Origin of the sequence: Geodermatophilus poikilotrophus (assembly GCF_900111455.1) — a bacterium.
In the GTDB taxonomy this organism is placed as follows: Bacteria; Actinomycetota; Actinomycetes; order Mycobacteriales; family Geodermatophilaceae; genus Geodermatophilus; species Geodermatophilus poikilotrophus.
On the sequence record NZ_FOIE01000009.1, the window covers coordinates 83,007 to 103,295 of the forward strand.

General features: G+C 75.7%; 21 protein-coding genes. 10 read left to right on the top strand and 11 right to left on the bottom strand.

Annotation, left to right across the window (positions count from 1 at the left end):
* Position 1 precedes the first annotated feature (1 nt).
* Entirely contained in the window at positions 2-862 is an 861-nt protein-coding gene (locus BMW27_RS19690; RefSeq protein ID WP_245743736.1) for a tyrosine-protein phosphatase, read from the top strand.
* On the opposite strand, the gene BMW27_RS19695 is transcribed toward BMW27_RS19690, so the two are convergent.
* Positions 857-2,947, bottom strand: coding sequence for a diguanylate cyclase domain-containing protein (locus BMW27_RS19695; RefSeq protein ID WP_245743737.1), 2,091 nt, complete (start codon positions 2,945-2,947; stop codon positions 857-859). The genes BMW27_RS19690 and BMW27_RS19695 overlap by 6 nt on opposite strands.
* A 173-nt stretch (positions 2,948-3,120) precedes the next feature.
* Here BMW27_RS19695 and BMW27_RS19700 point away from each other — a divergent pair, with 173 nt between their 5' ends.
* On the top strand, positions 3,121-3,621 hold the full coding sequence (locus tag BMW27_RS19700; protein WP_091447362.1) for a DUF4396 domain-containing protein: 501 nt from the start codon (positions 3,121-3,123) through the stop codon (positions 3,619-3,621).
* A 69-nt stretch (positions 3,622-3,690) separates the two neighbouring features.
* Here the strand turns inward: BMW27_RS19700 and BMW27_RS23560 are convergent, their stop codons facing one another.
* Both BMW27_RS23560 and BMW27_RS19705 read right to left on the bottom strand, forming a co-directional pair.
* Positions 3,691-3,837, bottom strand: a complete 147-nt coding sequence (locus BMW27_RS23560; RefSeq protein ID WP_175486584.1) for a hypothetical protein — start codon at positions 3,835-3,837, stop codon at positions 3,691-3,693.
* A gap of 135 nt (positions 3,838-3,972) precedes the next feature.
* Positions 3,973-5,685, bottom strand: coding sequence for a phosphoenolpyruvate--protein phosphotransferase (locus BMW27_RS19705; protein WP_091447365.1), 1,713 nt, complete (start codon positions 5,683-5,685; stop codon positions 3,973-3,975).
* Positions 5,686-5,845: 160 nt separating this feature from the next.
* Between BMW27_RS19705 and BMW27_RS19710 the strand changes: the two genes are divergently transcribed.
* The 4 genes from BMW27_RS19710 to BMW27_RS19725 are packed head-to-tail and all read left to right on the top strand — an operon-like array spanning position 5,846 to position 10,106.
* Positions 5,846-6,613, top strand: a complete 768-nt coding sequence (locus BMW27_RS19710; RefSeq protein WP_091447370.1) for a DeoR/GlpR family DNA-binding transcription regulator — start codon at positions 5,846-5,848, stop codon at positions 6,611-6,613.
* Positions 6,610-7,644 carry a 1-phosphofructokinase family hexose kinase gene (locus tag BMW27_RS19715; protein WP_091447372.1) on the top strand — a complete coding sequence of 345 codons (1,035 nt, stop codon included), beginning with the start codon at positions 6,610-6,612 and terminating at the stop codon, positions 7,642-7,644. Before BMW27_RS19710 ends, BMW27_RS19715 begins: the two co-directional genes overlap by 4 nt.
* Before the next feature lie 18 nt (positions 7,645-7,662).
* Positions 7,663-9,795, top strand: coding sequence for a PTS fructose transporter subunit IIABC (locus BMW27_RS19720; RefSeq protein ID WP_091447375.1), 2,133 nt, complete (start codon positions 7,663-7,665; stop codon positions 9,793-9,795).
* A gap of 50 nt (positions 9,796-9,845) precedes the next feature.
* The gene (locus BMW27_RS19725) at positions 9,846-10,106 is read left to right on the top strand and encodes an HPr family phosphocarrier protein (RefSeq protein ID WP_091221737.1); all 261 of its coding nucleotides are present in this window, start codon (positions 9,846-9,848) and stop codon (positions 10,104-10,106) included.
* Between the two features lie 155 nt (positions 10,107-10,261).
* Here the strand turns inward: BMW27_RS19725 and BMW27_RS19730 are convergent, their stop codons facing one another.
* From BMW27_RS19730 to pdhA, 5 genes are all read right to left on the bottom strand, one after another.
* On the bottom strand, positions 10,262-10,729 hold the full coding sequence (locus BMW27_RS19730; protein ID WP_091447377.1) for an SRPBCC family protein: 468 nt from the start codon (positions 10,727-10,729) through the stop codon (positions 10,262-10,264).
* Between the two features lie 212 nt (positions 10,730-10,941).
* Positions 10,942-11,781 carry an alpha/beta hydrolase gene (locus BMW27_RS19735; protein ID WP_091447380.1) on the bottom strand — a complete coding sequence of 280 codons (840 nt, stop codon included), beginning with the start codon at positions 11,779-11,781 and terminating at the stop codon, positions 10,942-10,944.
* 170 nt (positions 11,782-11,951) lie between these two features.
* The gene (locus BMW27_RS19740) at positions 11,952-13,415 is read right to left on the bottom strand and encodes a dihydrolipoamide acetyltransferase family protein (RefSeq protein WP_091447385.1); all 1,464 of its coding nucleotides are present in this window, start codon (positions 13,413-13,415) and stop codon (positions 11,952-11,954) included.
* Positions 13,416-13,418: 3 nt separating this feature from the next.
* Complete coding sequence (locus BMW27_RS19745) at positions 13,419-14,399, bottom strand: alpha-ketoacid dehydrogenase subunit beta (RefSeq protein ID WP_091447388.1); 981 nt, start codon at positions 14,397-14,399, stop codon at positions 13,419-13,421.
* Positions 14,396-15,532 carry a pyruvate dehydrogenase (acetyl-transferring) E1 component subunit alpha gene (gene pdhA / locus BMW27_RS19750; RefSeq protein ID WP_245743739.1) on the bottom strand — a complete coding sequence of 379 codons (1,137 nt, stop codon included), beginning with the start codon at positions 15,530-15,532 and terminating at the stop codon, positions 14,396-14,398. The genes BMW27_RS19745 and pdhA overlap by 4 nt, the downstream gene beginning before the upstream one ends.
* A 219-nt stretch (positions 15,533-15,751) precedes the next feature.
* Here pdhA and BMW27_RS19755 point away from each other — a divergent pair, with 219 nt between their 5' ends.
* A complete protein-coding gene (locus BMW27_RS19755; protein ID WP_217638216.1) occupies positions 15,752-16,231 on the top strand; it encodes an Lrp/AsnC family transcriptional regulator in 480 nt (159 codons plus the stop codon).
* On the opposite strand, the gene BMW27_RS19760 is transcribed toward BMW27_RS19755, so the two are convergent.
* Positions 16,228-16,482 (bottom strand): DUF3253 domain-containing protein, encoded by a 255-nt coding sequence (locus tag BMW27_RS19760; RefSeq protein ID WP_091447671.1) that lies wholly within the window; start codon positions 16,480-16,482, stop codon positions 16,228-16,230. The genes BMW27_RS19755 and BMW27_RS19760 overlap by 4 nt on opposite strands.
* Before the next feature lie 187 nt (positions 16,483-16,669).
* Here BMW27_RS19760 and BMW27_RS19765 point away from each other — a divergent pair, with 187 nt between their 5' ends.
* Together BMW27_RS19765 and BMW27_RS19770 are read left to right on the top strand one after the other, a co-directional pair.
* The gene (locus BMW27_RS19765; protein WP_091447392.1) at positions 16,670-17,212 is read left to right on the top strand and encodes a hypothetical protein; all 543 of its coding nucleotides are present in this window, start codon (positions 16,670-16,672) and stop codon (positions 17,210-17,212) included.
* A 137-nt stretch (positions 17,213-17,349) separates the two neighbouring features.
* Complete coding sequence (locus BMW27_RS19770; RefSeq protein ID WP_091447395.1) at positions 17,350-17,868, top strand: hypothetical protein; 519 nt, start codon at positions 17,350-17,352, stop codon at positions 17,866-17,868.
* Positions 17,869-17,959: 91 nt separating this feature from the next.
* Here BMW27_RS19770 and BMW27_RS19775 read toward each other — a convergent pair whose 3' ends face one another.
* Together BMW27_RS19775 and BMW27_RS19780 are read right to left on the bottom strand one after the other, a co-directional pair.
* A complete protein-coding gene (locus BMW27_RS19775; protein ID WP_091447399.1) occupies positions 17,960-19,285 on the bottom strand; it encodes a serine hydrolase domain-containing protein in 1,326 nt (441 codons plus the stop codon).
* A gap of 26 nt (positions 19,286-19,311) precedes the next feature.
* Positions 19,312-19,647, bottom strand: coding sequence for a DUF3817 domain-containing protein (locus tag BMW27_RS19780; RefSeq protein ID WP_091447402.1), 336 nt, complete (start codon positions 19,645-19,647; stop codon positions 19,312-19,314).
* An 84-nt stretch (positions 19,648-19,731) separates the two neighbouring features.
* Here BMW27_RS19780 and BMW27_RS19785 point away from each other — a divergent pair, with 84 nt between their 5' ends.
* Complete coding sequence (locus tag BMW27_RS19785; protein ID WP_217638217.1) at positions 19,732-20,265, top strand: hypothetical protein; 534 nt, start codon at positions 19,732-19,734, stop codon at positions 20,263-20,265.
* Positions 20,266-20,289 lie beyond the last annotated feature (24 nt).

Below are 20,289 nucleotides of genomic sequence, written 5' to 3' on the forward strand. Positions count from 1 at the left end.
CGTGACCTCCGGAGCCTCCGACCGCCTGCGGACCGACCGCTGGCTGCGCCTCGACGGGACGACGAACACCCGCGACCTCGGCGGCCTGCCCACCTCCGACGGCGGGAGCACGGTCCCCGGCCGGGTGCTGCGCAGCGACAACCTGCAGACCCTGAGCGAGGCCGACGTCCGCCGGCTGGTCGACGAGGTGCGGCTGCGCGAGGTCGTCGACCTGCGCACCACCGCCGAGGTGCTGCTCGAGGGGCGCGGCCCGCTGCGCGCGGTCCCCGGGGTGACGCACCGGCACTTCACCCTGCTGCCCGAGCGCGGCCACCACACCGACGTGTTCGCCGTCGAGGAGGACGCCCTGGCGGAGCTGCCGGCCGACTGGGCCGAGTCGATCCTGCCGCGGCAGGTGGCCGAGGGCGACCAGGGCGAGCCGCCGGCGGTGCGCTCCTACCTGGGCTACCTCGCGCACCGGCCCGAGAACGTGATCGCCGCGCTGCGCGCCCTCGCCGCAGCGACCGACGGGGCCACGGTCGTGCACTGCGCCGCGGGCAAGGACCGCACGGGGGTCGTGGTGGCCTTCGCGCTCGCCGTGGCCGGCGTGCCGCACGAGGAGATCGTCGCCGACTACGCCCTGACCGCCGAGGTCATCGACGACCTGGTGGCCAAGCTCGCCGCGTCGCCGACCTACGCCGAGGACATGGTGCGCCGCGACGTCGCCAGTCACACGCCGCGGGCGGAGACCATGCGGCGGGTGCTCGAGCTGCTCGACGAGCGGCACGGCGGTCCGCTGGGCTGGCTCACCGAGCACGGCTTCGGCCCCGGGGAGCAGGCCGCCCTGCGCGCCCGCCTGCGGGACCAGCACCTGCGGCTATGACTCGTGGCCCCCCTCAGGGTGCTGCGGCGAGCTGGCGAGCCGTGGGGGGGAGGGGGTCCTCTTCTTGTGGCGGTACATGTCGGCGTCGGAGGCGCGCAGCAGCGTGTCGGCGCCGCCCTGGCCGCCCGCGTGGACGGCGACGCCCACGCTGGTGCCGACGGCGACGGCGGTGCCCTCGAGGCGGAAGGGCTCATCGAAGCAGCCCAGCACCCGGGCGACGACGCGGTCGGCGTCCTCCGGCCGGGCGAGGGCGGGCAGCAGCACGGCGAACTCGTCGCCGCTGAGCCGGCCCACCATGTCGCCGGGGCGGATCGCGGCGCGCAGCCGGGCCGACACCTGTCGCAGCAGCTCGTCACCGGCGGCGTGGCCGAGGGAGTCGTTGACCGACTTGAAGCGGTCGAGGTCGCAGAAGAGCACGCCGACGTGCTGCTCCGCGGGCGTGGTGGTCAGCGCCTCGCCGAGCCGGTCGAGGAAGAGCACCCGGTTGGGCAGCCCGGTGAGCGCGTCGTGGGTGGCCTGGTGCCGCACGGTCTCGAGCAGGCGTGCGCGCTGGAGGGCGGTCGCGGCCTGGTCGCCGACACCGCGCAGGCGGTGCAGCACGTCACCGGCGAGGACCTCCGGGGCCCGCCCGGCCGGCCAGCTCGCCGTGGCGACACCGAGGAAGGTGCGCCCGGCCACGAGCGGGACGGCGACGACGTCGGTGAGCTCCAGCGCCGTGAGCAGCTGCTGCAGCACCGGGCTGCTGGACTCGGGCCGCAGGAAGCGCGGCTCCCGGTCGGTCAGCATCCCGACCAGCTCGGGGACGTCCTCGGCGTGCAGGGGCGTCTCGTACATCAGCCGCTGGTGTGACTCGTCGGGGTCCACGTGGGCGGCGGTGCGCAGGCAGCCCGCCGCGGGGTCCCAGAGCATCACCGCGGCGCTGTCGCAGCCCACGACGCGGGGCAGCGCCGCGGCGACCACCGCGCACACGTCGTCGGCCTCGGTGGCCTCGGCGAGCTCGTGGGCCAGGGTGAGCAGCGTCCCGGCGCGGTCGGCCTCCTGCCGCGAGGTCTCCAGGGCCATGAGCAGGTCGAGCGCGGCCGCGGCGTGGCCGGCGTAGGCGCCCAGCATCCCGTGCTCGTGACCGAACCCGCCGTCACCGGGACGGTAGACCGCGGCCAGCCGGCCGTGCACGCGACGGGCGGAGGCGACGTCGACCGCGACGACGTTGGGGCCGGGGTCGGCGCCGGCCAGCAGCGTCGCGGCCAGGGCCTCGACCTCGGCTGCCGGCAGGCCGGCGCTGTGCACCAGCGCCGGACCGCCCGCGGGGTCGGCGACGGCCAGCACCCAGCCCGGGGCGAGCACGGCCTCGGCGGCCTTCTCGACGATCCGCTGCAGGACGGTGCCGACGTCGTCGCTGGCGACGAGGTCGGCCGCGGCCGACTGGAGGATGCGCAACTGCTCGCGCAGGGCCAGCAGCTCGCGGCTCTCGCCCTCGCCGCGGCGCCGGCCGCCGAAGCGGCGGCGGCGTTCCCAGCTGAGGTGGTACAGGCAGACCGGGTGGCCGTCGGACTCGCACTCGGTGTGCACCACCTCGGCCGGGGGCAGCCCGAACACCGTCGGCACGGCGCCGATCAGCCCCTGGGCGTACTCGCAGTCCAGCCGGGAGTGCCGGTAGCCCTCGTGCAGCCGGTAGCTGAGCGTGGCGGAGGTGGCGCCGGACTCCAGGACGCGCATCGTGGACGTGGTCGAGAACTTGGCGACGGCGCGCGGCAGCTGCCGGTACACCTGACGGGGCGACCCCATGGCACGGATGAGCAGGACCAGCGAGGGACCCAGACCGAGGCCGAGGGCCTCCCGGCCGACGTGGAACATCGTCCGCGGGTCGCCGAGCACCTCGGTGGCCGCGGTGAACAGCCTGATCCGGGTGTCGTAGCTGGTCCACAGCGCGAGGCTCTCCAGCTCCGCGGTGCTGTGCGGGACGTCGGCACGGCGCAGCACCTCCGTGACCGCGTCGTCCCCGCCCTGCTGGCGCACGTAGCCCAGCAGCAGCCCCGTGGTGGCGCCGGACGTCTCCCTGGCCTCGGACACCGCAGGGCCGCTCACCTGGGGCCACCCGTTCTGCTCACGCCCGTCCCATCGGCAGGACGGGGCCCGGAGTTGAACGGTCACACTCCAACGGGGGACGGCGCAACCGGGTGGTGCCTGATACCCCGTGGGGGTATGCTGTCCCCGTCGGGGCAGCCGTGCCCGACGTCCGACCCGAGGAGGCGACTCCCATGACGACGAGTTCGCACGACCACGCGCCCCGGGCACACGCGGGGCACCCGGCCGACCCCCGCCCCGCCTCGTGGGCCATGGCGGCGTCGGCCACGCTGCACTGCCTCACCGGCTGCGCCATCGGCGAGGTGCTCGGCATGGTGATCGGCACGTCCGTCGGCCTGTCCGACTGGGCCACGGTGGCGCTCGCCGTCGCCCTGGCCTTCGTCTTCGGGTACGCGCTGACGATGCGGGGGGTGCTGCGCGCGGGGCTGCCCTTCCGTCGCGCGCTCCAGGTGGCGCTGGCCGCCGACACGATCTCCATCGCCGTCATGGAGGTCGTCGACAACGCCGTGATGCTGACGGTCCCGGGCGCGATGGAGGCGGGCATCTCGGGCGCGCTGTTCTGGCTCGCCCTCGCCGGCGCCCTGGCGGTCGCCTTCGTCGTGACCCTGCCGATCAACCGCTGGATGATCAGCCGCGGCCGGGGCCACGCCGTCGTCCACCAGCTGCACGGCTGACGGACCCCGGACAGCAAGCGACCCCGGTCTCCACCAGGGAGGCCGGGGTCGCGCGTCGTCGGGAAGGGCTCAGCGGGTGAACCCGCTGCTGTTCGCCATCGTCAGCAGCTCGTCGCGCATCGCCGGGCTGCTGGTGCGCGCCAGGGCGCGGTCGAGCGCCCGCCGCGTCCGCGCCGCCTGCCGACGCCGCCGCCAGCTGGAGGTCACGCTGTTCATGTCCCGATGCCTTCTTCCGGTCTCGTGGGGGTGTACACCAAGAACAATGCAGGCGCACGCCCGAGTATTCCGAAGAAAGCCAGGTGAACGGCGCGACACGGCGACGATCCATTACCCCGAGGGGTGACGTCGACCTCAGCCGTCGACGCCCAGCTCCCGGCGCGCCGCCGCGCGCGCCTCGTGCGGGTCGTCGGTCAGCAGCGCCGCCTCGGCGGCCCGCCGGCAGGCGTCGGTGTCGACCACGGCCAGGCGGGCCCCGACCCCGGCGATGGACGACGCGGCGCAGGACAGCGAGGTGACACCGAGGCCGACGAGGACGCAGGCCAGCAGCGGGTCGGCGGCGGCCTCCCCGCAGACCCCGACCGACCTCCCGGTGCGGCGGCCGGCCTCGGCGGTCAGCTGCACCAACGCCAGCAGGGCCGGCTGCCAGGGGTCGGTGAGGTCGGCGAGGTCGGCCGAGAGCCGGTCGGCGGCCAGCGTGTACTGCGACAGGTCGTTGGTGCCGATCGACAGGAAGTCGACGTGCCGCAGCAGCCGCTCGGCCATCAGCGCCGCCGAGGGGACCTCGATCATCACGCCGGGGGTGAGCCCGCGGGCGCGCACCCGCGCGCCGAAGTCCGCGGCCTCCCCGACGGTGGCCACCATCGGCGCCATCACCCAGGGCGAGGCGCCGGTCCGACGGGCGGCCTCGGCGATCGCGTCGAGCTGCCGCTCCAGCAGGCCGGGGTCGCGCCGGGCGACCCGCAGGCCACGGACGCCGAGGGCGGGGTTGTCCTCGTCGGGCATCGTGGCGAAGGCCAGCGGCTTGTCCGACCCGGCGTCCAGCGTGCGGACGACGACCCGCTGACCGGGGAAGGCCTCGAAGACCTCGGCGTAGCCGCGGGCCTGCTCCTCCACCGAGGGCTCCTCGGCCCGGCTGAGGAAGGCCAGCTCGGTGCGCAGCAGCCCGACCCCCTCGGCGTGGGCGGCGGCCGCGGCCCGCGCGCCCGCGCCGTCCTGCACGTTGGCCAGCACCTTCACCTCGAGCCCGTCCCGGGTGCGGCCCGGGCCGCGGTAACCGGCCAGCGCCGCGGCGGCGGCCTGTGACGCCTGCAGCCGGGCGCGCGCCTCCTCCGGGTCGGGGTCGACGGTGACCGTGCCGCGCTCGCCGTCGAGCAGCACGGTGGCGCCCTCCGGCACGTCGGCCAGGCCACCGACGGCCACCACGCACGGCAGCCCCAGCTGGCGGGCGATGATCGCGGTGTGGCTGGTCGTGCCGCCCAGCCTGGTGGCCAGGCCGGTGATGCGCCGGGGGTCGAGTCCCGCGGTGTCGGCCGGCGCGAGGTCGTCGGCCAGCAGCACCGACGGCTGGGCCGGGCTCGGCACGCCGGGCTCCCCCTGCCCGGTCAGCTGGGCGACGATCCGGTCGCGGACGTCGCGGACGTCGGTCACCCGCTCGGCCATGAGCCCACCGAGGCTGGTGAACAGGTCGACGAACTGCTGCGCGGCCTGCACGGTCGCGACGGCGGCGGGCGTGCCGGCGTCGATCCGCTGCTCGACGGACGACAGCAGGCCGCGGTCGCGGGCCAGTCCGGCGGTCGTGGCCAGCACCTCCGCGCTCACCCCGGTCGCCGCAGCCGCGCGCTCGGTCAGCCGGTCGGCCACCACGCCGGCGGCCGCGGCGAAGCGCTCCTTCTCCCCCGCGCGCTCCTCCTCGGCGACCACGGCACCGTCGTCGGCCGGCAGCAGGACCGTGCCCGACGGGCGGACGACCGGGCCCCAGGCCACCCCGGGGACGACGGGTGTCCCGGGCAGGACCACCGGAGCGGCGGTCGTGGGGGCGGTGGTTCCGGGAGCGTGGGTGGTCATGGCTACCTCGCACGGGTCAGGGTGGGACGCGACTTCGGCTATGACCAGAGTCACGAAGAGGTGTTGACTTGTCAACGGATCACACGTAGAACAACAGCAACACAACACCAAGCCAACACAAACGGGCAACCCGCATGTGCTACGGGCAGGGAGGTGGGACGTGTACGCGGAGGAACGCCAGCAGGCGATCGCCGGGCTGGTCGCCGACCGCGGCCGGGTGTCGGTGGCCGCCCTCGCCGAGGAGTTCCGGGTCACCACCGAGACGGTGCGCCGCGACCTCGCCGTCCTGGAACGAGCGGGGATGCTGCGCCGGGTGCACGGTGGCGCCGTGCCGGCCGGCGCCCTGACCTACGTGGAGACCGCGCTCGGCGAGCGGCACGGCACCCGCAGCGAGCAGAAGCGCAAGATCGCCGCCGCCGCGCTGGACCTGCTGCCCGGCACCGGCGGCAGCCTGCTGCTCGACGGCGGCAGCTCCGTCGCCGCGCTGGCCGAGGTCCTCCCCGCCGACCGCCGACTCCTGGTGGCCACCCACTCGGTGCCGCTCGCCGCCCGGCTGGCCGTGGCCCCCGGTGTCGACCTGCACGTGCTCGGCGGGCGGGTCCGCGGGATCACCCAGTGCGCCGTGGGCGAGCGGACGGTCGCCACCCTCGCCGACCTGCGGGCCGACGTGGCCGTCCTCGGCACCAACGGCATCACCGCCGAGCACGGCTTCACCACCCCCGACGAGGCGGAGGCCGCGGTGAAGCGTGCGATGATCCGCGCCGGGCAGAAGGTGGTCGTGCTCGCCGACAGCAGCAAGCTCGGCCGCGAGCACCTGGTCCGCTTCGCCACGTCGGCCGACGTCGACGTCCTGGTCACCGACGCCGAGGCCGCACCGGCCGACCTCGCCCGTCTCGAGGACGCCGGGATCGAGGTCGTGGTCGCATGACTGCACGGGTCGTCACCCTCACCGCCAACCCCAGCCTGGACCGGACGCTCGCGCTGCCCGGCCCGCTGGTGCGCGGCGGCGTGGCCCGCCTGGCGCCGAGCTCCACCGAGCCGGGTGGCAAGGGCGTCAACGTGGCCCGCGCGGTCGCCGCTGCCGGCGGGGACGTCGTCACGGTGCTGCCCGCGGCCGACGACGACCCGATCGTCCGGGCGCTGCGGGAGCTGGACCTGCCGATGGCCACGGTCCCGATCGCCACGCCGGTGCGCACCAACTACACGCTGGCAGAGCCCGACGGCACCACCACCAAGCTCAACGAGCCCGGTGCCCCGCTGGACGACGAGGCCCGCGGAGCGCTGACGATCGCGATGCACCAGCACGCCGAGGGCGCCCGCTGGGTGGTGCTCTCCGGCTCGCTGCCGCCCGGTACGCCGCTGGACTGGTACGCCGACCTGGTCCGCTCGTTGCGCGACACCGGCGCGAAGATCGCAGTCGACACCTCCGAGGCCCCGCTGCTGGCGCTGCTGGACGCCGGCCCCGACGCCGCGCCGGACCTGCTCAAGCCCAACTCCGAGGAGCTCGCTCAGCTCTCCGGGGTGCCCGAGGCCCACCTCACCGCCAACCGCGCCACCGCCCTGGCCGCCGTCGACACGCTGCACGCGCGCGGCGTGGCCGAGGTGCTGCTGACCCTCGGCGCCGACGGCGCGCTGCTGTCCGGCGCCGAGGGCGTCTGGGCGGCCACGCCGCCGCGGATCGCCGTCCGCAGCACCGTCGGCGCGGGCGACTGCAGCCTGGCCGGCCACCTGCTGGCCGACCTGGCCGGTGGCGGGCCGGCCGAGCGGCTGCGCAGCGCGGTCGCGTACGGCGCCGCCAGCGCGTCGCTGCCCGGTTCCGCCGTCCCCTCGCCGGAGCAGGTCGCCGCCCTCGACGTCGAGGTCGCCACCGTCCGGACCGAGGGCCTGCCCAGCAGCACCACCGCACCGCCCGTCACATGGAGCACCACCGTCCCGGCCGCCGGCCGCGACGTCCACTGACCACTCCGGAGGTGGGCCATGCCCGACCTGATCACCCCAGACCTGGTGGCGCTCGACGCCGACCTGGGTTCCGACAAGACCACGGTGGTGCGCCGTCTCGCCGGCCTCGTCGCCGGCGCCGGGCGGGCCACCGGAGCCGACGCCCTCGCCGACGACGCCCTCGCCCGTGAGGCGCAGGCCGCCACCGGCCTGCCCGGCGGCATCGCGATCCCGCACTGCCGCTCGGCCGCGGTCACCGAGGCCTCGCTGGCCTTCGCCCGGCTGGACCCCGCGGTCGACTTCGGCGCCCCGGACGGCCCGGCCGACCTGGCGTTCCTCATCGCCGCGCCGGCCCACGGCGACGCCGACCACCTCACCCTGCTGACCGCGCTGGCCCGGGCGCTGGTGCGGCCGGAGTTCGTGGCCTCGCTGCGCGCCGCCGGCTCCGCCGACGAGGTGGTGCGGCTGGTGCAGGAGGTCGTCGCCCCCGAGCCGGCTCCCGCCGGGGCCCCCGCGGCGTCCGGCTCCTCGAGCGCCGCGACCGCCGCGACCCCCGCCGCCGCACCGGCCGCGGACACCTCCACCACCGCGCGCCGCAGCCTGGTCGTGGTCAGCGCCTGCCCGACCGGCATCGCGCACACCTACATGGCCGCCGACAAGCTCACCGCCGCCGCCGAGGGGGCCGGGGTCGACGTGCACGTCGAGACCCAGGGCTCCTCGGGCTCCACCCCGCTCGACCCGGCCGTCATCCGGGCCGCGGACGCGGTCATCTTCGCCGTCGACGTCGGCGTCCGGGACCGCGACCGGTTCGCCGGCAAGCCGCTCGTCCAGTCCGGCACCAAGCGGGCCATCAACGAGCCGGACGTCATGATCCGCGAGGCGCTGGCCGCCGCCGACGACCCGAACGCCCGCCGGGTGCCGGGTGGTGCCGGTGGCACCGACGAGCCCGCCGCTTCCGCAGGCGGCCGACCGGGCGCCGCCACGGAGATCCGACGCTGGTTGCTCACCGGCGTCAGCTACATGATCCCGTTCGTCGCCGCTGGCGGTCTGCTCATCGCCCTGGGCTTCCTCTTCGGCGGCTACCAGATCGTCAACCCCGACCCGTCCTCCGCCGACGGCAACAGCTACGCGCTGAACTGGGCGTTGAACAACACCTTCTTCAACCTGCCCGACGTCGCGCCGCTCGAGGGACTCAACGACGGCTTCTGGGGCTACCTCGGCGCGGTGTGCACCGTGCTGGGGCAGGCGGCCTTCAGCTTCCTGGTCCCGGCGCTGGCCGGCTACATCGCCTACGCGATCGCCGACCGGCCGGGCATCGTCCCCGGCTTCGTCGTCGGCTTCGTCTCCGTCCAGGTGGGTGCCGGCTTCATCGGCGGACTGATCGGCGGCATCATCGCCGGCTTCGCCGCGCTGTGGATCAGCCGCTGGAAGCTGCCCGTCGGGGTCCGTGGCCTGCAGCCGGTCGTCATCATCCCGCTGCTCGCCACGCTCATCTCCAGCGGGCTCATGGTCGTCGTCCTCGGCCGCCCGCTGGCCGCCGCCCTCACCGGCCTCGGCAACTGGCTCAACGGCCTGACCGGCACCTCGGCGATCCTGCTCGGGATCATCCTCGGCCTGATGATGTGCTTCGACCTCGGCGGCCCGGTCAACAAGGCCGCCTACGTCTTCGCCACCACGGGGCTGGCCGCCGGCTCCGGCGCCCCGTTGGTCATCATGGCCACCGTCATGGCGGCCGGCATGGTGCCTCCGCTGGCGATGGCCCTCAGCACCGCCATCCGGCCGAAGCTGTACACCCCGGCCGAGCGGGACAACGGCAAGGCCGCCTGGCTCCTCGGCGCCTCGTTCATCTCCGAGGGCGCGATCCCGTTCGCCGCGGCCGACCCGCTGCGGGTCATCCCCTCGATGATGCTCGGCGGCGCGACCACCGGTGCGATCGTCGCGGCCTCCGGCATCGAGCTGCGGGCCCCGCACGGCGGCATCTTCGTGTTCTTCGCGATGAGCAACGCCCTGCTGTTCGCCCTGGCGGTGGTCATCGGCATGGTGGTCGGCGCCATCGCGGTGACCATCGCCAAGAGCATCGGCCGCCCGAAGGCCGACGCCGTCCCGGAGGACGCCGTCGACATGGCGCACGCCCACAACGCCGCCCCGGTCACCCAGCCGGCTCGGGCCTGACACGCCAGGCTGTCCCCGACCACCCGTCCCCCAACAGAGGGAGAGACCCCATGCCCAGTCAGACCGTCACCGTCGGTTCCCGGGTCGGGCTGCACGCCCGGCCGGCGGCCCTCATCGCCGAAGCCGTCGGCAAGGCCGGGACGCCGGTCACGCTGGCCACGCCCGGAGGCAACCCGGTGGACGCCGGGTCGCCGCTGATGATCATGACGCTCGGCGCGAAGCAGGGGACGGAGGTCGTCGTGAGCAGCGAGGACCCCGCCGTCCTCGAGCAGATCGCGGGCCTGGTCGCCCAGGACCTCGACGCCGAGTAGCCGCAGGACCCCGTCCTCCCCACCCCCCGCGAGCGCAGGGCGGGACCCAGGACGGGACCTCCCCAGACGACGGCGCCCGTCCCCTGCAGAAGGGGGCGGGCGCCGTCCTGTGTGCGGGCTCCCGCGCCGTGGTCATGCGGGGGCAGGGGCTCCTCTCACTGCTGGTCCGGCCGCGGGACGTCGCCGCGCCAGGCGCCGGTCTCGGTGCCGCGGCTCTCGATGAACTCCTTGAACCGCTTGGCGTCGGCCTTGACCTGGCGGTCGTCGAAGCCGAGCGCCGCGCCGGCCTTCTCCACGATGCCGGTCGGCTCCCAGTCGATCTGGATCATCACGCGGGTCTTGGTGTCGTCGAGGCGGTGGAAGGTGACCACGCCGGCGTGCTTGGCGTCGCCGCTGGTGCTGGTCCAGGCCACCCGCTCCTCGGGGTGCTGCTCGGTGATCTCCGCGTCGAACTCCCGCTTGACGCCGTCGATGTTGGTCACCCAGTGGGTGCGCGTCTCGTCGATCTGGGTGATCCGCTCGACGCCACCCATGAACTGCGGGAAGGACTCGAACTGCGTCCACTGGTCGTAGGCGACCCGGATCGGGACGTCGACGTCGACGGATTGCTGCACGCTGGCCACGTTGGCCTCCTCTGCTCGGGGTCCTCGGATGGAGTCGCTCTACCCGGCGTCCCCGCGCAGGACACCTGCCCCACGCCGGGTCACCGCAGCGCGGCCGCCGTGCCATCCGGCGGCGCCGCCGCAGGAGTCCGACGGCTCCGCCCAGCCGGCGTCCCGCTCGGATCCGTCGTCCTGGACCGTGATGCCACGCAGCCCCAGGACCTGGAACGAGGTCAGGACCGGGCCACCGGCCGGCGACCGGCGTTCTCGACCGCCCAGTCCAGCGCGAGGTCGGCCACCGCCTCCCAGCCGGGCTCGGCGCAGGTCCAGTGCGAGCGGCCGGGCAGGTCACGCACCTCCGTGAGCGCCGCCGAGCGACGGTAGTGGCGGGCGTTGGCGTGGTTCACCGACGGCGGCATCAGGCGGTCCTCACCGCCGGTGACGAACAGCAGCGGCGCCCGGTCGTCCCGGCGGTAGTCCACCCAGGTCTCCTGGTGCCCTGGCCGGAAGTTGGCGATCAGCCCGTAGTCCCAGATCCAGCGCCCCGGCGCGGGGACGTGGTAGCGCTCGTAGGCCGCGTCGGACTCCTCGCGGGAGAGCGTGGTGGCGAACGCGGCGTGGAACTGCTCGGCGGTGAACCCGACCGCACGGTGCCGGTTCGCCGGGTTGCGGAGGAACGGGAAGAGCGCCCGCAGTTGCGACGGCGGGTTGACCCGCACCCCCTCGGTCGGCGCGGAGTCGATCGCGACCCCGGCTGCACCCAGCCCGCGGGCCAGGAGCAACTGGGTCAGCGTGCCGCCGAAGGAGTGGCCGATGAGCAGCGGGGGCCGGTCGAGAGCAGCCACCACCGAGGCGAGGTGCTCGACCGTGTCGGTGATCGACAGGTCGGCGATGACCTGCGGGTCCGCCCGCAGCGCCTCGACCTCGATCTCGAAGCCCGGATAGCCGGGGGTCAGCACGCGCAACCCGCGGGCCTCGACGTGGGGCACCCAGCGCTCCCAGCTGCGCGGGGTCATCCACAGGCCGTGGACGAGGACGACGGTGTCGGGGCCCGCGGTCGGTACGTCGCTCATGGCACGCCTCTCGCCGATGGGGAGCGAGCCGGGCACGTTGCGCGGACCGGCCCGCGCTGGCGCGGCGGACGCTAGTGGCCCCGCGACGTCCGCCCCCAGGGCCGACGACACCGCTGCCGCGCGTCGCTCACGGCGTGGAGCCGGCCGGTGCGCCGGCCGGCTCCACCCCGTCAGAACGCCAGCGCGGTCCCCGGGTCGGACAGCAGGGCCCCGACGTCGGCGAGGAACCGGCTGCCCAGCTCCCCGTCGATGATCCGGTGGTCGAACGACAGCGCCAGCTGGGTCACCTGCCGGGGCCTGACCTTGCCCTTGTGCACCCAGGGCATCTCGCGGATCGCGCCGAAGGCCAGGATCGCCGACTCGCCGGGGTTGAGGATCGGCGTCCCGGTGTCGACGCCGAACACCCCGACGTTGGTGATGGTCATCGTGCCGCCGGTCATGTCCTCCGGTGCGGTCCGCCCGGCCCGCGCCGTCTCCGTGAGCTGCGCGAGCGCGCCGGCCAGCTCGGCCAGCGACAGCCGGCCGGCGTCCTTGACGTTGGGGACGACGAGCCCGCGCGGGGTGGCCGCGGCGATGCCGAGGTTGACCTGCCCGTGGACGACGATCTCCTGCGCCGCCTCGTCCCAGGAGCTGTTGACCATCGGGTGCCTCGCGGCGGCCAGCAGCAGCGCCTTGGCGGCGAACAGCAGCGGGCTGACCTTGACGCCCGCGAACTCCGGCCGCGCGGCGATCCGCGACCGCAGCTTGACCATCCGCGTGACGTCGACGGTCAGGAACTCGGTGACGTGCGGGGCGGTGAAGGCGCTGGCCACCATGGCCGCGGCGGTGTGCTTGCGCACCCCCTTGACGGGGATCCGCTGCTCCCCCGCCGTCGCCGCGGGAGCCGGCCGCAGTTCCGTTCCCGACGCCGGGGCCCCGGCCGCCTGCTGCACGTCGGCCCGGGTGATCACCCCGCCGTCGCCGCTGCCGGTCAGCGCGGTCAGGTCGACGCCGAGGTCCTTGGCCAGCTTGCGCACCGGCGGCTTGGCCAGCGGCCGGGGGCGGCGCCGCCCCTGCTCGGCCGCGCGGGAGGGCGCGGCGTCGACCGACGCGGCGTGCGCCTCCGCCTGACGGCCCACCTCGAGGCCCCCGTGCCGCACCGGCTTGGTGGTCACGTCCGGCGCGGTGGCCAGCAGCGGCGGGCGGTCCTGGCCGCCGGAGCCGTAGTCCGCGCCAGGGGTCGGGGCCGGCGCGGCGTGGACGGCGCGGCGCGGGCGCCGGCGGGCCTCGGTGTTCCGCGGCCCGTAGCCGACGAGCACCGCCGTCCGCCCGCCGGGCGCCGCACCGCCGATCAGGCCGGCGGCCGGCTCGGCGGCGCCGTCGCCCGCGCCGACCCCCGCTGCGTCCGGCCCGCCGACGTCGATGGTGATGATGGGCGTCCCGACGTCGACCGTGTCCCCGGCCTCGTGCAGCAGCGCGGTGACCGTCCCCGCGTACGGCGAGGGCAGCTCGACGGCGGCCTTCGCCGTCTCCACCTCGCACAGCGGCTGGTTGACGGTGACCGTGTCGCCCACGGCGACCAGCCACTGCAGGATCTCCCCCTCGGTCAGCCCCTCGCCGACGTCGGGCAGCTTGAACTGCTTGAGCGTCCCCATCGGTCAGAACCCCATCGCGCGGTCGACGGCGTCGAGCACCCGGTCGAGGTCGGGGAGGTACTCCTCCTCGAGCTTCGACGGCGGGTAGGGCGTGTCGTAGCCGCCCACCCGCAGCACGGGCGCCTCCAGTGAGTGGAAGCAGGCCTCGGTGACCCGCGCGGCGATCTCCGCGCCCAGCCCGAGGGTCACCGGCGCCTCGTGGACGACGACGCAGCGCCCGGTGCGCCGCACCGAGTCGACCACCGGGTCGAGGTCGAGCGGGCTGATCGTCCGCAGGTCGACGACCTCCAGCGAGCGGCCCTCCTCCGCCGCCGCCTCGGCCGCCTGCAGCACCGTCTTCACCATCGGGCCGTAGGCGAGCACGGTGACGTCGTCGCCGCCGCGGACCAGGCGGGAGGCGAAGAGCGGGTCGGGCGTGGCCGCGGTGTCGACCTCGGCCTTGTCCCAGTACCGGCGCTTGGGCTCGAGGAAGACGATCGGGTCGGGGTGGGCGATCGCCTGCTGGATGCCCCAGTAGGCGTCGACCGGGTTGCTGACGGCGACCACCTTGAGCCCCGGCGTGTGCGCGAAGTAGGCCTCGGGGCTCTCGCTGTGGTGCTCGACCGCGCCGATGCCGCCGCCGAACGGAATCCGGATGACGACCGGCATGGCCAGCCGGCCGCGCGAGCGGGCGTGGATCTTGGCGACCTGGGTGACGATCTGGTTGTAGGCGGGGAAGACGAACCCGTCGAACTGGATCTCGCAGACCGGCCGGTAGCCGCGCATGGCCAGGCCGACGGCGGTGCCGAGGATGCCGGCCTCGGCCAGCGGGGTGTCGACGACGCGGTCCTCCCCGAAGTCCTTCTGCAGGCCGTCGGTGATGCGGAAGACCCCGCCGAGGCGGCCGATGTCCTCCCCCATGAGCACGACCTTGGCGTCGTCCTCCATGGCCCGGCGCAGGCCGAGGTTGAGCGCCTTGCCGATGGTGAGCGTCTGGGTGCTCATTCCGACGCCTCCTCGAAGGTCGCCTGGTAGGCCTCGAAGGCGGCCTGCTGCGCGGCCAGGTGCGGCGTCTGCTCGGCGAAGACCTGGTCGAACATCGCCGTCCCCGGCGGGTCCGGCATCTCGGTCGTGCCGCGCCGGATGCGCGCCGCGAGCTCGTCGGCCTCGGCCTCGACGGCGTCGAAGAAGTCCTGGTCGGCGGTGCCGCTCCGGGACAGGTACGCCTTGACCCGGGCGATCGGGTCGCGCAGCTTCCACTCCTCCAGCTCGCTGGCCAGCCGGTAGCGGGTGGGGTCGTCGGAGGTGGTGTGCGCGCCCATCCGGTAGGTGAAGGCCTCGACGAACGTCGGGCCCTGGCCCTCCCGGGCGGCCGCCAGCGCGGCCCGCGTCACCGCCAGGACGGCGAGGACGTCGTTGCCGTCGACCCGGACGCCGGGGAAGCCGAAGCCGGCGGCGCGCTGGTAGAGCGGCACCCGCGACTGGCGCTCCAGCGGGACGCTGATCGCGTACTGGTTGTTCTGGCAGAAGAAGACGACCGGCGCGGAGAAGCTGGCCGCCCAGATCATCGCCTCGTTGACCTCGCCCTGGCTGGTCGCGCCGTCGCCGAGGAAGGCCAGCACGGCGCCCTCCGCCCCGTCGCGCTGCAGGCCCATGGCGTAGCCGGTGGCGTGCAGGGTCTGGGCGCCGATGACGACGGTGTAGAGGTTGAACGCGGTGGCGACCGGGTCCCAGCCACCGTTGTCGACGCCGCGGAACAGGCTGATGACGTGCAGCGGGTCGACCCCGCGGGTCCAGGCCACGCCGTGCTCGCGGTAGGTGGGGAAGGCCATGTCGCCGGGCTGCAGCGCGCGGCCGGCGCCGACCTGGGCGGCCTCCTGGCCGAGCAGCGAGGCCCAGATGCCCAGCTCGCCCTGGCGCTGCAGGGCGGTGGCCTCGACGTCCCACCGGCGGACCAGCGCCAGGTCGCGGTAGAGGTCGCGCAGCTCGTCGGCGTCGAGGTCGAGGGAGTACTGCGGGTGCTCGACCCGCTCGCCCTCCGGCGTCAGCAGCTGCACCAGGTCGGGTTGCCGCGGCAGGTGGGGCGCCCCCGCCCCCGGTACCGGGTCGACCACCTCGGTGGCACTGGACACGCTCACGTGCTCCTCCTCGCCGTCGGCCGCCGCTGCCGGGGTCGCCGGCTCCGAGCGCGCGGTGTGGACGTCTCGCGGCGCCCGGGTGTGGCACCACTCACACATCGTGGCACGGCCCGGCCGCTCGTGGAGCAGACACCTCCCCATCGATCTGCGCAAGATCCCCCCGAAGGATTGCGCACGATGACGCCTCGAGGGGCCGACCGGCCTGTCAGACTGAGCGGTGTGCCGGCCCTCGACGCCACCGACGCCCGCCTGCTGCAGGCCCTGGGCGAGGACCCGCGCGCGACGGTGATGGCGCTGTCGCAGCGGCTCGGGCTCGCGCGCAACACCGTGCAGGCGCGGCTGGCCCGGCTGGAGTCCGGCGGCGCACTGGCGCCCTTCGACCACCGCGTCCGCCCCGAGGCGCTGGGCTACCGGCTCGGCGCGTACGTGACCGTGCAGGTGGTGCAGCGCAGCCTGGCCGACGTCGGCGAGGCGCTGGGGCAGATCCCCGAGGTGCTCGAGGTGACCGCGCTCTCGGGCGTCGCCGACCTGCTGGTGCAGGTGGTCGCCGTCGACGCCGACGACCTGTGGCGGATCACCGAGCGGGTGCTGGCCATCCCCGGCGTCCAGCGCACCGACACCGCGCTGGCGCTGCGCCGGCTGGTCGACCACCGCATGGGGCCGCTGCTGGAGCGGGCGGCCGGGACCGACCAGGCCTAGCCGGCGACGCGGCGCACGCGCACCGGCCCGCGTGCGGTGCCGACGTCGACGACCTCCCCGCGCTGGGTGACCTCCACCCGACCGGCCGCGGCCAGCCGACCGGCCGCTGCGCGGGCCGCGGGCATCAGCTCGCGCCAGCCGTCCGGGTCGACGGCGCGGGCGGCCTCCGACGGGCAGATCGTCGCGCCGGCCCGCCGGTCGTCGAGCAGCGCGCCGATCACCTGCTCCAGCCGCGCGTCGACGTCGTCCACGCCGCCCAGGGTGGACGTCGCGCCGCCGCCGCGCCACGGCACCCGGCTCCCGGCTCCCGGCCTGCGGCGTGCTCCCCCGCTGCTCCGCACGGCGGGCAGGGGGAACGCGTCCGCGGAGGGTCACGCGCCCGCGGTCCAGCGGGGGACGCCGTCGGCGCGGGGACGGCGGTCGCGGGATGCTGGGTGGGTGCGCCGCTGGACGACCGGGCTGCTCGCCGGCCTGCTGCTCGTGCTCGCCGGCTGGGTGCTGGCACCGGCCGCCTCGGCGTGCGGCTGCACCGGGGGGACGACGTCCGAGCACGCGCTGCGCGCCGACGCGGTGTTCGCCGGCCGGCTCGTCGACCGCGAGGTCATCGGCGGGACGGCCCTGCACGTCTTCGCCGTCGACACCGTCTACACGGGCGCGGTGTCCGCCCGCCAGGGCGTGCTGTCGCCCTCGTCCGGCGCATCGTGCGGTCTGGAACTCAGCGGGGAGGGGCCGTTCCTCGTGTTCGCCGCCCACGAGGACGGCCGGCTGGCCGCCGACCTGTGCGGCGGGACGGCGGCGTGGACCCCCGGGGCCGCGGCCGAGGTGCAGATGCTGACCGGCGCGACCGCACCCGAGCCCGGGTCGGCCGGCACCGAGCTGCCCGGGGGTCCGTCCGGCACGACCCTGGAGGCGGCTGTCGCCGTCCTGCTCGTGGCGGTGTTCGCAGGCGGGCTGCTCCTCCGGCGGCGGGCGGCCGGGTAGACCGGGCACCGCTGCCGACACCGCCCACCCACGACTCCGGGGTGCGGCGCCGTCGAGCGGTGCGCGGCTGGTCGCCGCGGACCTGTGCCGTGCTGAGCTGCGTGTACCCGGCCGTTCGACGGGGGTAGACCGGGCGGATGGCGAAGCGCACCCCGCTGGGGACCATCGGCAAGGGACGGCGCGGCATCAGCGTGGCGGGTTGGGCCCTGCGCGGCGCGGCGGCCGGCGCGGCGGGCAGCACCGCGCTCAACGCCGTCACCTACCTCGACATGACCGTCCGCGGCCGCCCGACGAGCTCCACCCCCGAGCAGACCGTCGAGAAGCTGGCCGAGAAGGCGCACGTGCCGATCCCGGGGGACGGCGACACGCGGCAGAACCGCATCCAGGGGCTGGGCCCGATCACCGGGCTGGTGGCCGGCGTGGGGGTCGGGGTCGTCGTCGGGCTGGTGCGCGCGGCCGGCTACCGGTCGCAGCCACTGGTCGGCACGCTGCTGACCACGCTGGGTGTGCTGGTCGTCGCCAACGGCCCGATGACCGTCCTCGGCATCACCGACCCGCGCACCTGGTCGGCGACCGACTGGGCCAGCGACATCGTCCCGCACCTGGCCTACGGCGCGGTCGTGAAGACGACGATGGACGCCTTCGACCGCCGGTGAGCGCCCGCGAGACCTGCCCAGCGGTGCCCATCAGCGGCGGGATCGCCACCACTGTGCAGATCTCGCGGCACGGAGCCGACCGGCGCAGCAGTCAGGCCCGCCAGCCGCCCTCGTCCACGCCGCCGGGCACCGGGGCGCCGGGGTCGTAGGGCTGCCGGGTGAAGACGAAGGTGCCCAGGTCCAGGTGGTCCTCGGCGATGCGCAGCGGCTCGCCGGCGTAGTAGCCGTCCAGGCCCACCCACGTGCCGTCGTCCCGGCGGGCGAAGCGGCTGGCCCGCCCGGCGCGGCCCGGCAGCGGGCCGAGGTGCAGCAGGCCGCCCGGCAGCGCCCGCAGCGCGTGCGGCCCGGGGCCCCAGTACCAGATGCCGAGGGCCTCCAGCGGGACCGGCGGCGGCGAGGGCACCCACGCCTCGACGACCCGCGGCTCGGCGGCGCGCAGGTCCGCGAGCAGGTCGGGCAGCAGCGGGTCCAGACCGGCGGTGGTGTTCGCCAGCGAGACGGCGCCGATCTGCTCCTCGCGGTCGACGAAGACGCCGGCGAGGAAGCCGGGCATCGAGCCGCCGTGGCCGACCAGCGTGCGCCCGTCGACCCGCAGCACCTGCAGCCCCAGCCCGTACGCCGACCACCCCGGTGCCGAGGAGTCCACGCCCGCGGGCACGGTCATCTCCTCCAGCGTCGCGGGGTCGAGCACGTCGCCGGTGTCGCCGAGCAGGAAGGCGGCGAAGCGCCCGAGGTCGGTCAGCGTCGCCCACAGCTGCCCGGCGGCGGCCATCACCCCGGCGTCGTGCTCGGGCTCGGGCAGGACGACGTCGGCCCACGGGTGCACCGCACGCCCCTCGGCGGCGGGGGCGACCGGCCGGGGCGTCGTCCGGTCCATGCCCAGGGGCGCCAGCACCTCGGTGCGGACGACGTCCTCCCACGGGCGCCCGCGCAGCCGGGCGACCAGCTCGCCGAGCAGGCCGAAGCCGAGGTTGGAGTAGTGGAAGCGGCGCGCGGCGCCGAGGACGACGTGCTCCGGAGCCAGCTGGAGGTCCGCCAGCGAGCCACCGGGCGCCCGCTCCCACCACGCGCCCGGGCTCTCCGCGGCGGCACCGGCGACGTGGGCCAGCAGCTGGCCGACGGTGCGGTCCCCGAGGGGAGTGCCGGGGACGTGCCGGTCGAGCGGGTCGTCGAGGTGCACCCGGCCCTCGTCGCGCAGCCGCAGGACGGCGACCGCGGTGACCGTCTTGCTGATCGAGCCCAGCCGGTACTGGACGTCGGTGTGCGGCTCGGGGACGTCGCCGCGGCCCGCCGACCAGGCCAGCCCGCCGTCCCGGACGACGCCGGCGACCAGGCTGGGCGCCCGGCCGTCGCGCTGGACCCGGGCGGTGCGGGCGAGCAGCAGTCGGGCGGTGGACGGCAGGACGGCGTCGGGCACGGGCCCAGACGCTAGCGAGCCGCGGCTCAGGAGGTGGGCGCCGCCTCGGGCACGGGCAGCCGGCCGGTGCGGGTGGCCCAGCGGTCGAACCACAGCGTGGCCAGCGGCGGCACCGACGCGGCGAGGGCCAGCAGGGTGGTCACCGCGTTCCAGCGCAGCACCCGGGCGGCCACGACCGCGACCACCACGTAGGCGACGAAGATGCCGCCGTGGATCGGGCCGAAGACCTGCACCCCGCGCTCTGAGGTCGCCAGCACGTACTTCACGAACATCCCGGCCAGCAGCCCCACCCAGGAGCACGCCTCGGCGAGGGCGACGGCACGGAAGGCCAGGGCGACGGCGCGCGGGGTCACGCGCCCCATGGTCCCCGACGCCGGGGCGGGCCGGCCGCGACGGTCGGGGTGACCCGCGCCACCCGTCGTCCCCCCGTGGCAGGGTCGGCGCCCGTGCGGGGTCTGGCGCGGCGCGAGTTCTGCCTGGTGCTGCTGCGCCGGATGGCCGACCTGCGCCCGGACCTGGTGGCCGAGGCGCTGCCCCGGCTGGGCGCCACGCGCGCGGAGGCGCACGCGGCGCACACCCGCTGGCAGGCGCTGCAGCACTCGCCGCGGGCACCGCGCGGGCTGGCGCTGCGCTCGGCCGTCCTCGGCCCGCCGGAGGAGACCGAGGACCGCCGCTCCGGCGACCTGGACCTGGAGGTGCGCCGCTGGCCGGTGCCGCTCTGGCCGCACCTCTGCTGGGAGGTGCTCTCCGGCACGGGCGGCAGCGTGCTGCACGAGCACCTGGTGCGGGCACCGGGCTCGCCCGTGCCGCGGGCCACGCCCGGCCGGCTGCTGGTGTGGGAGCACACCCTGGACGACGCCGTCGGCCTGCGCGGGGCGCGGAGCGTGGACCCCGGCGTGGTCACCCGCTGGGAGGTGCACCTGCCCGGCGGCGTCCGCGCCCGTTTCGTCTGGGGTCTGCTGCAGGCCGTCGACCCGTGAGGGACCCCTGCCCCGCCACGCGCG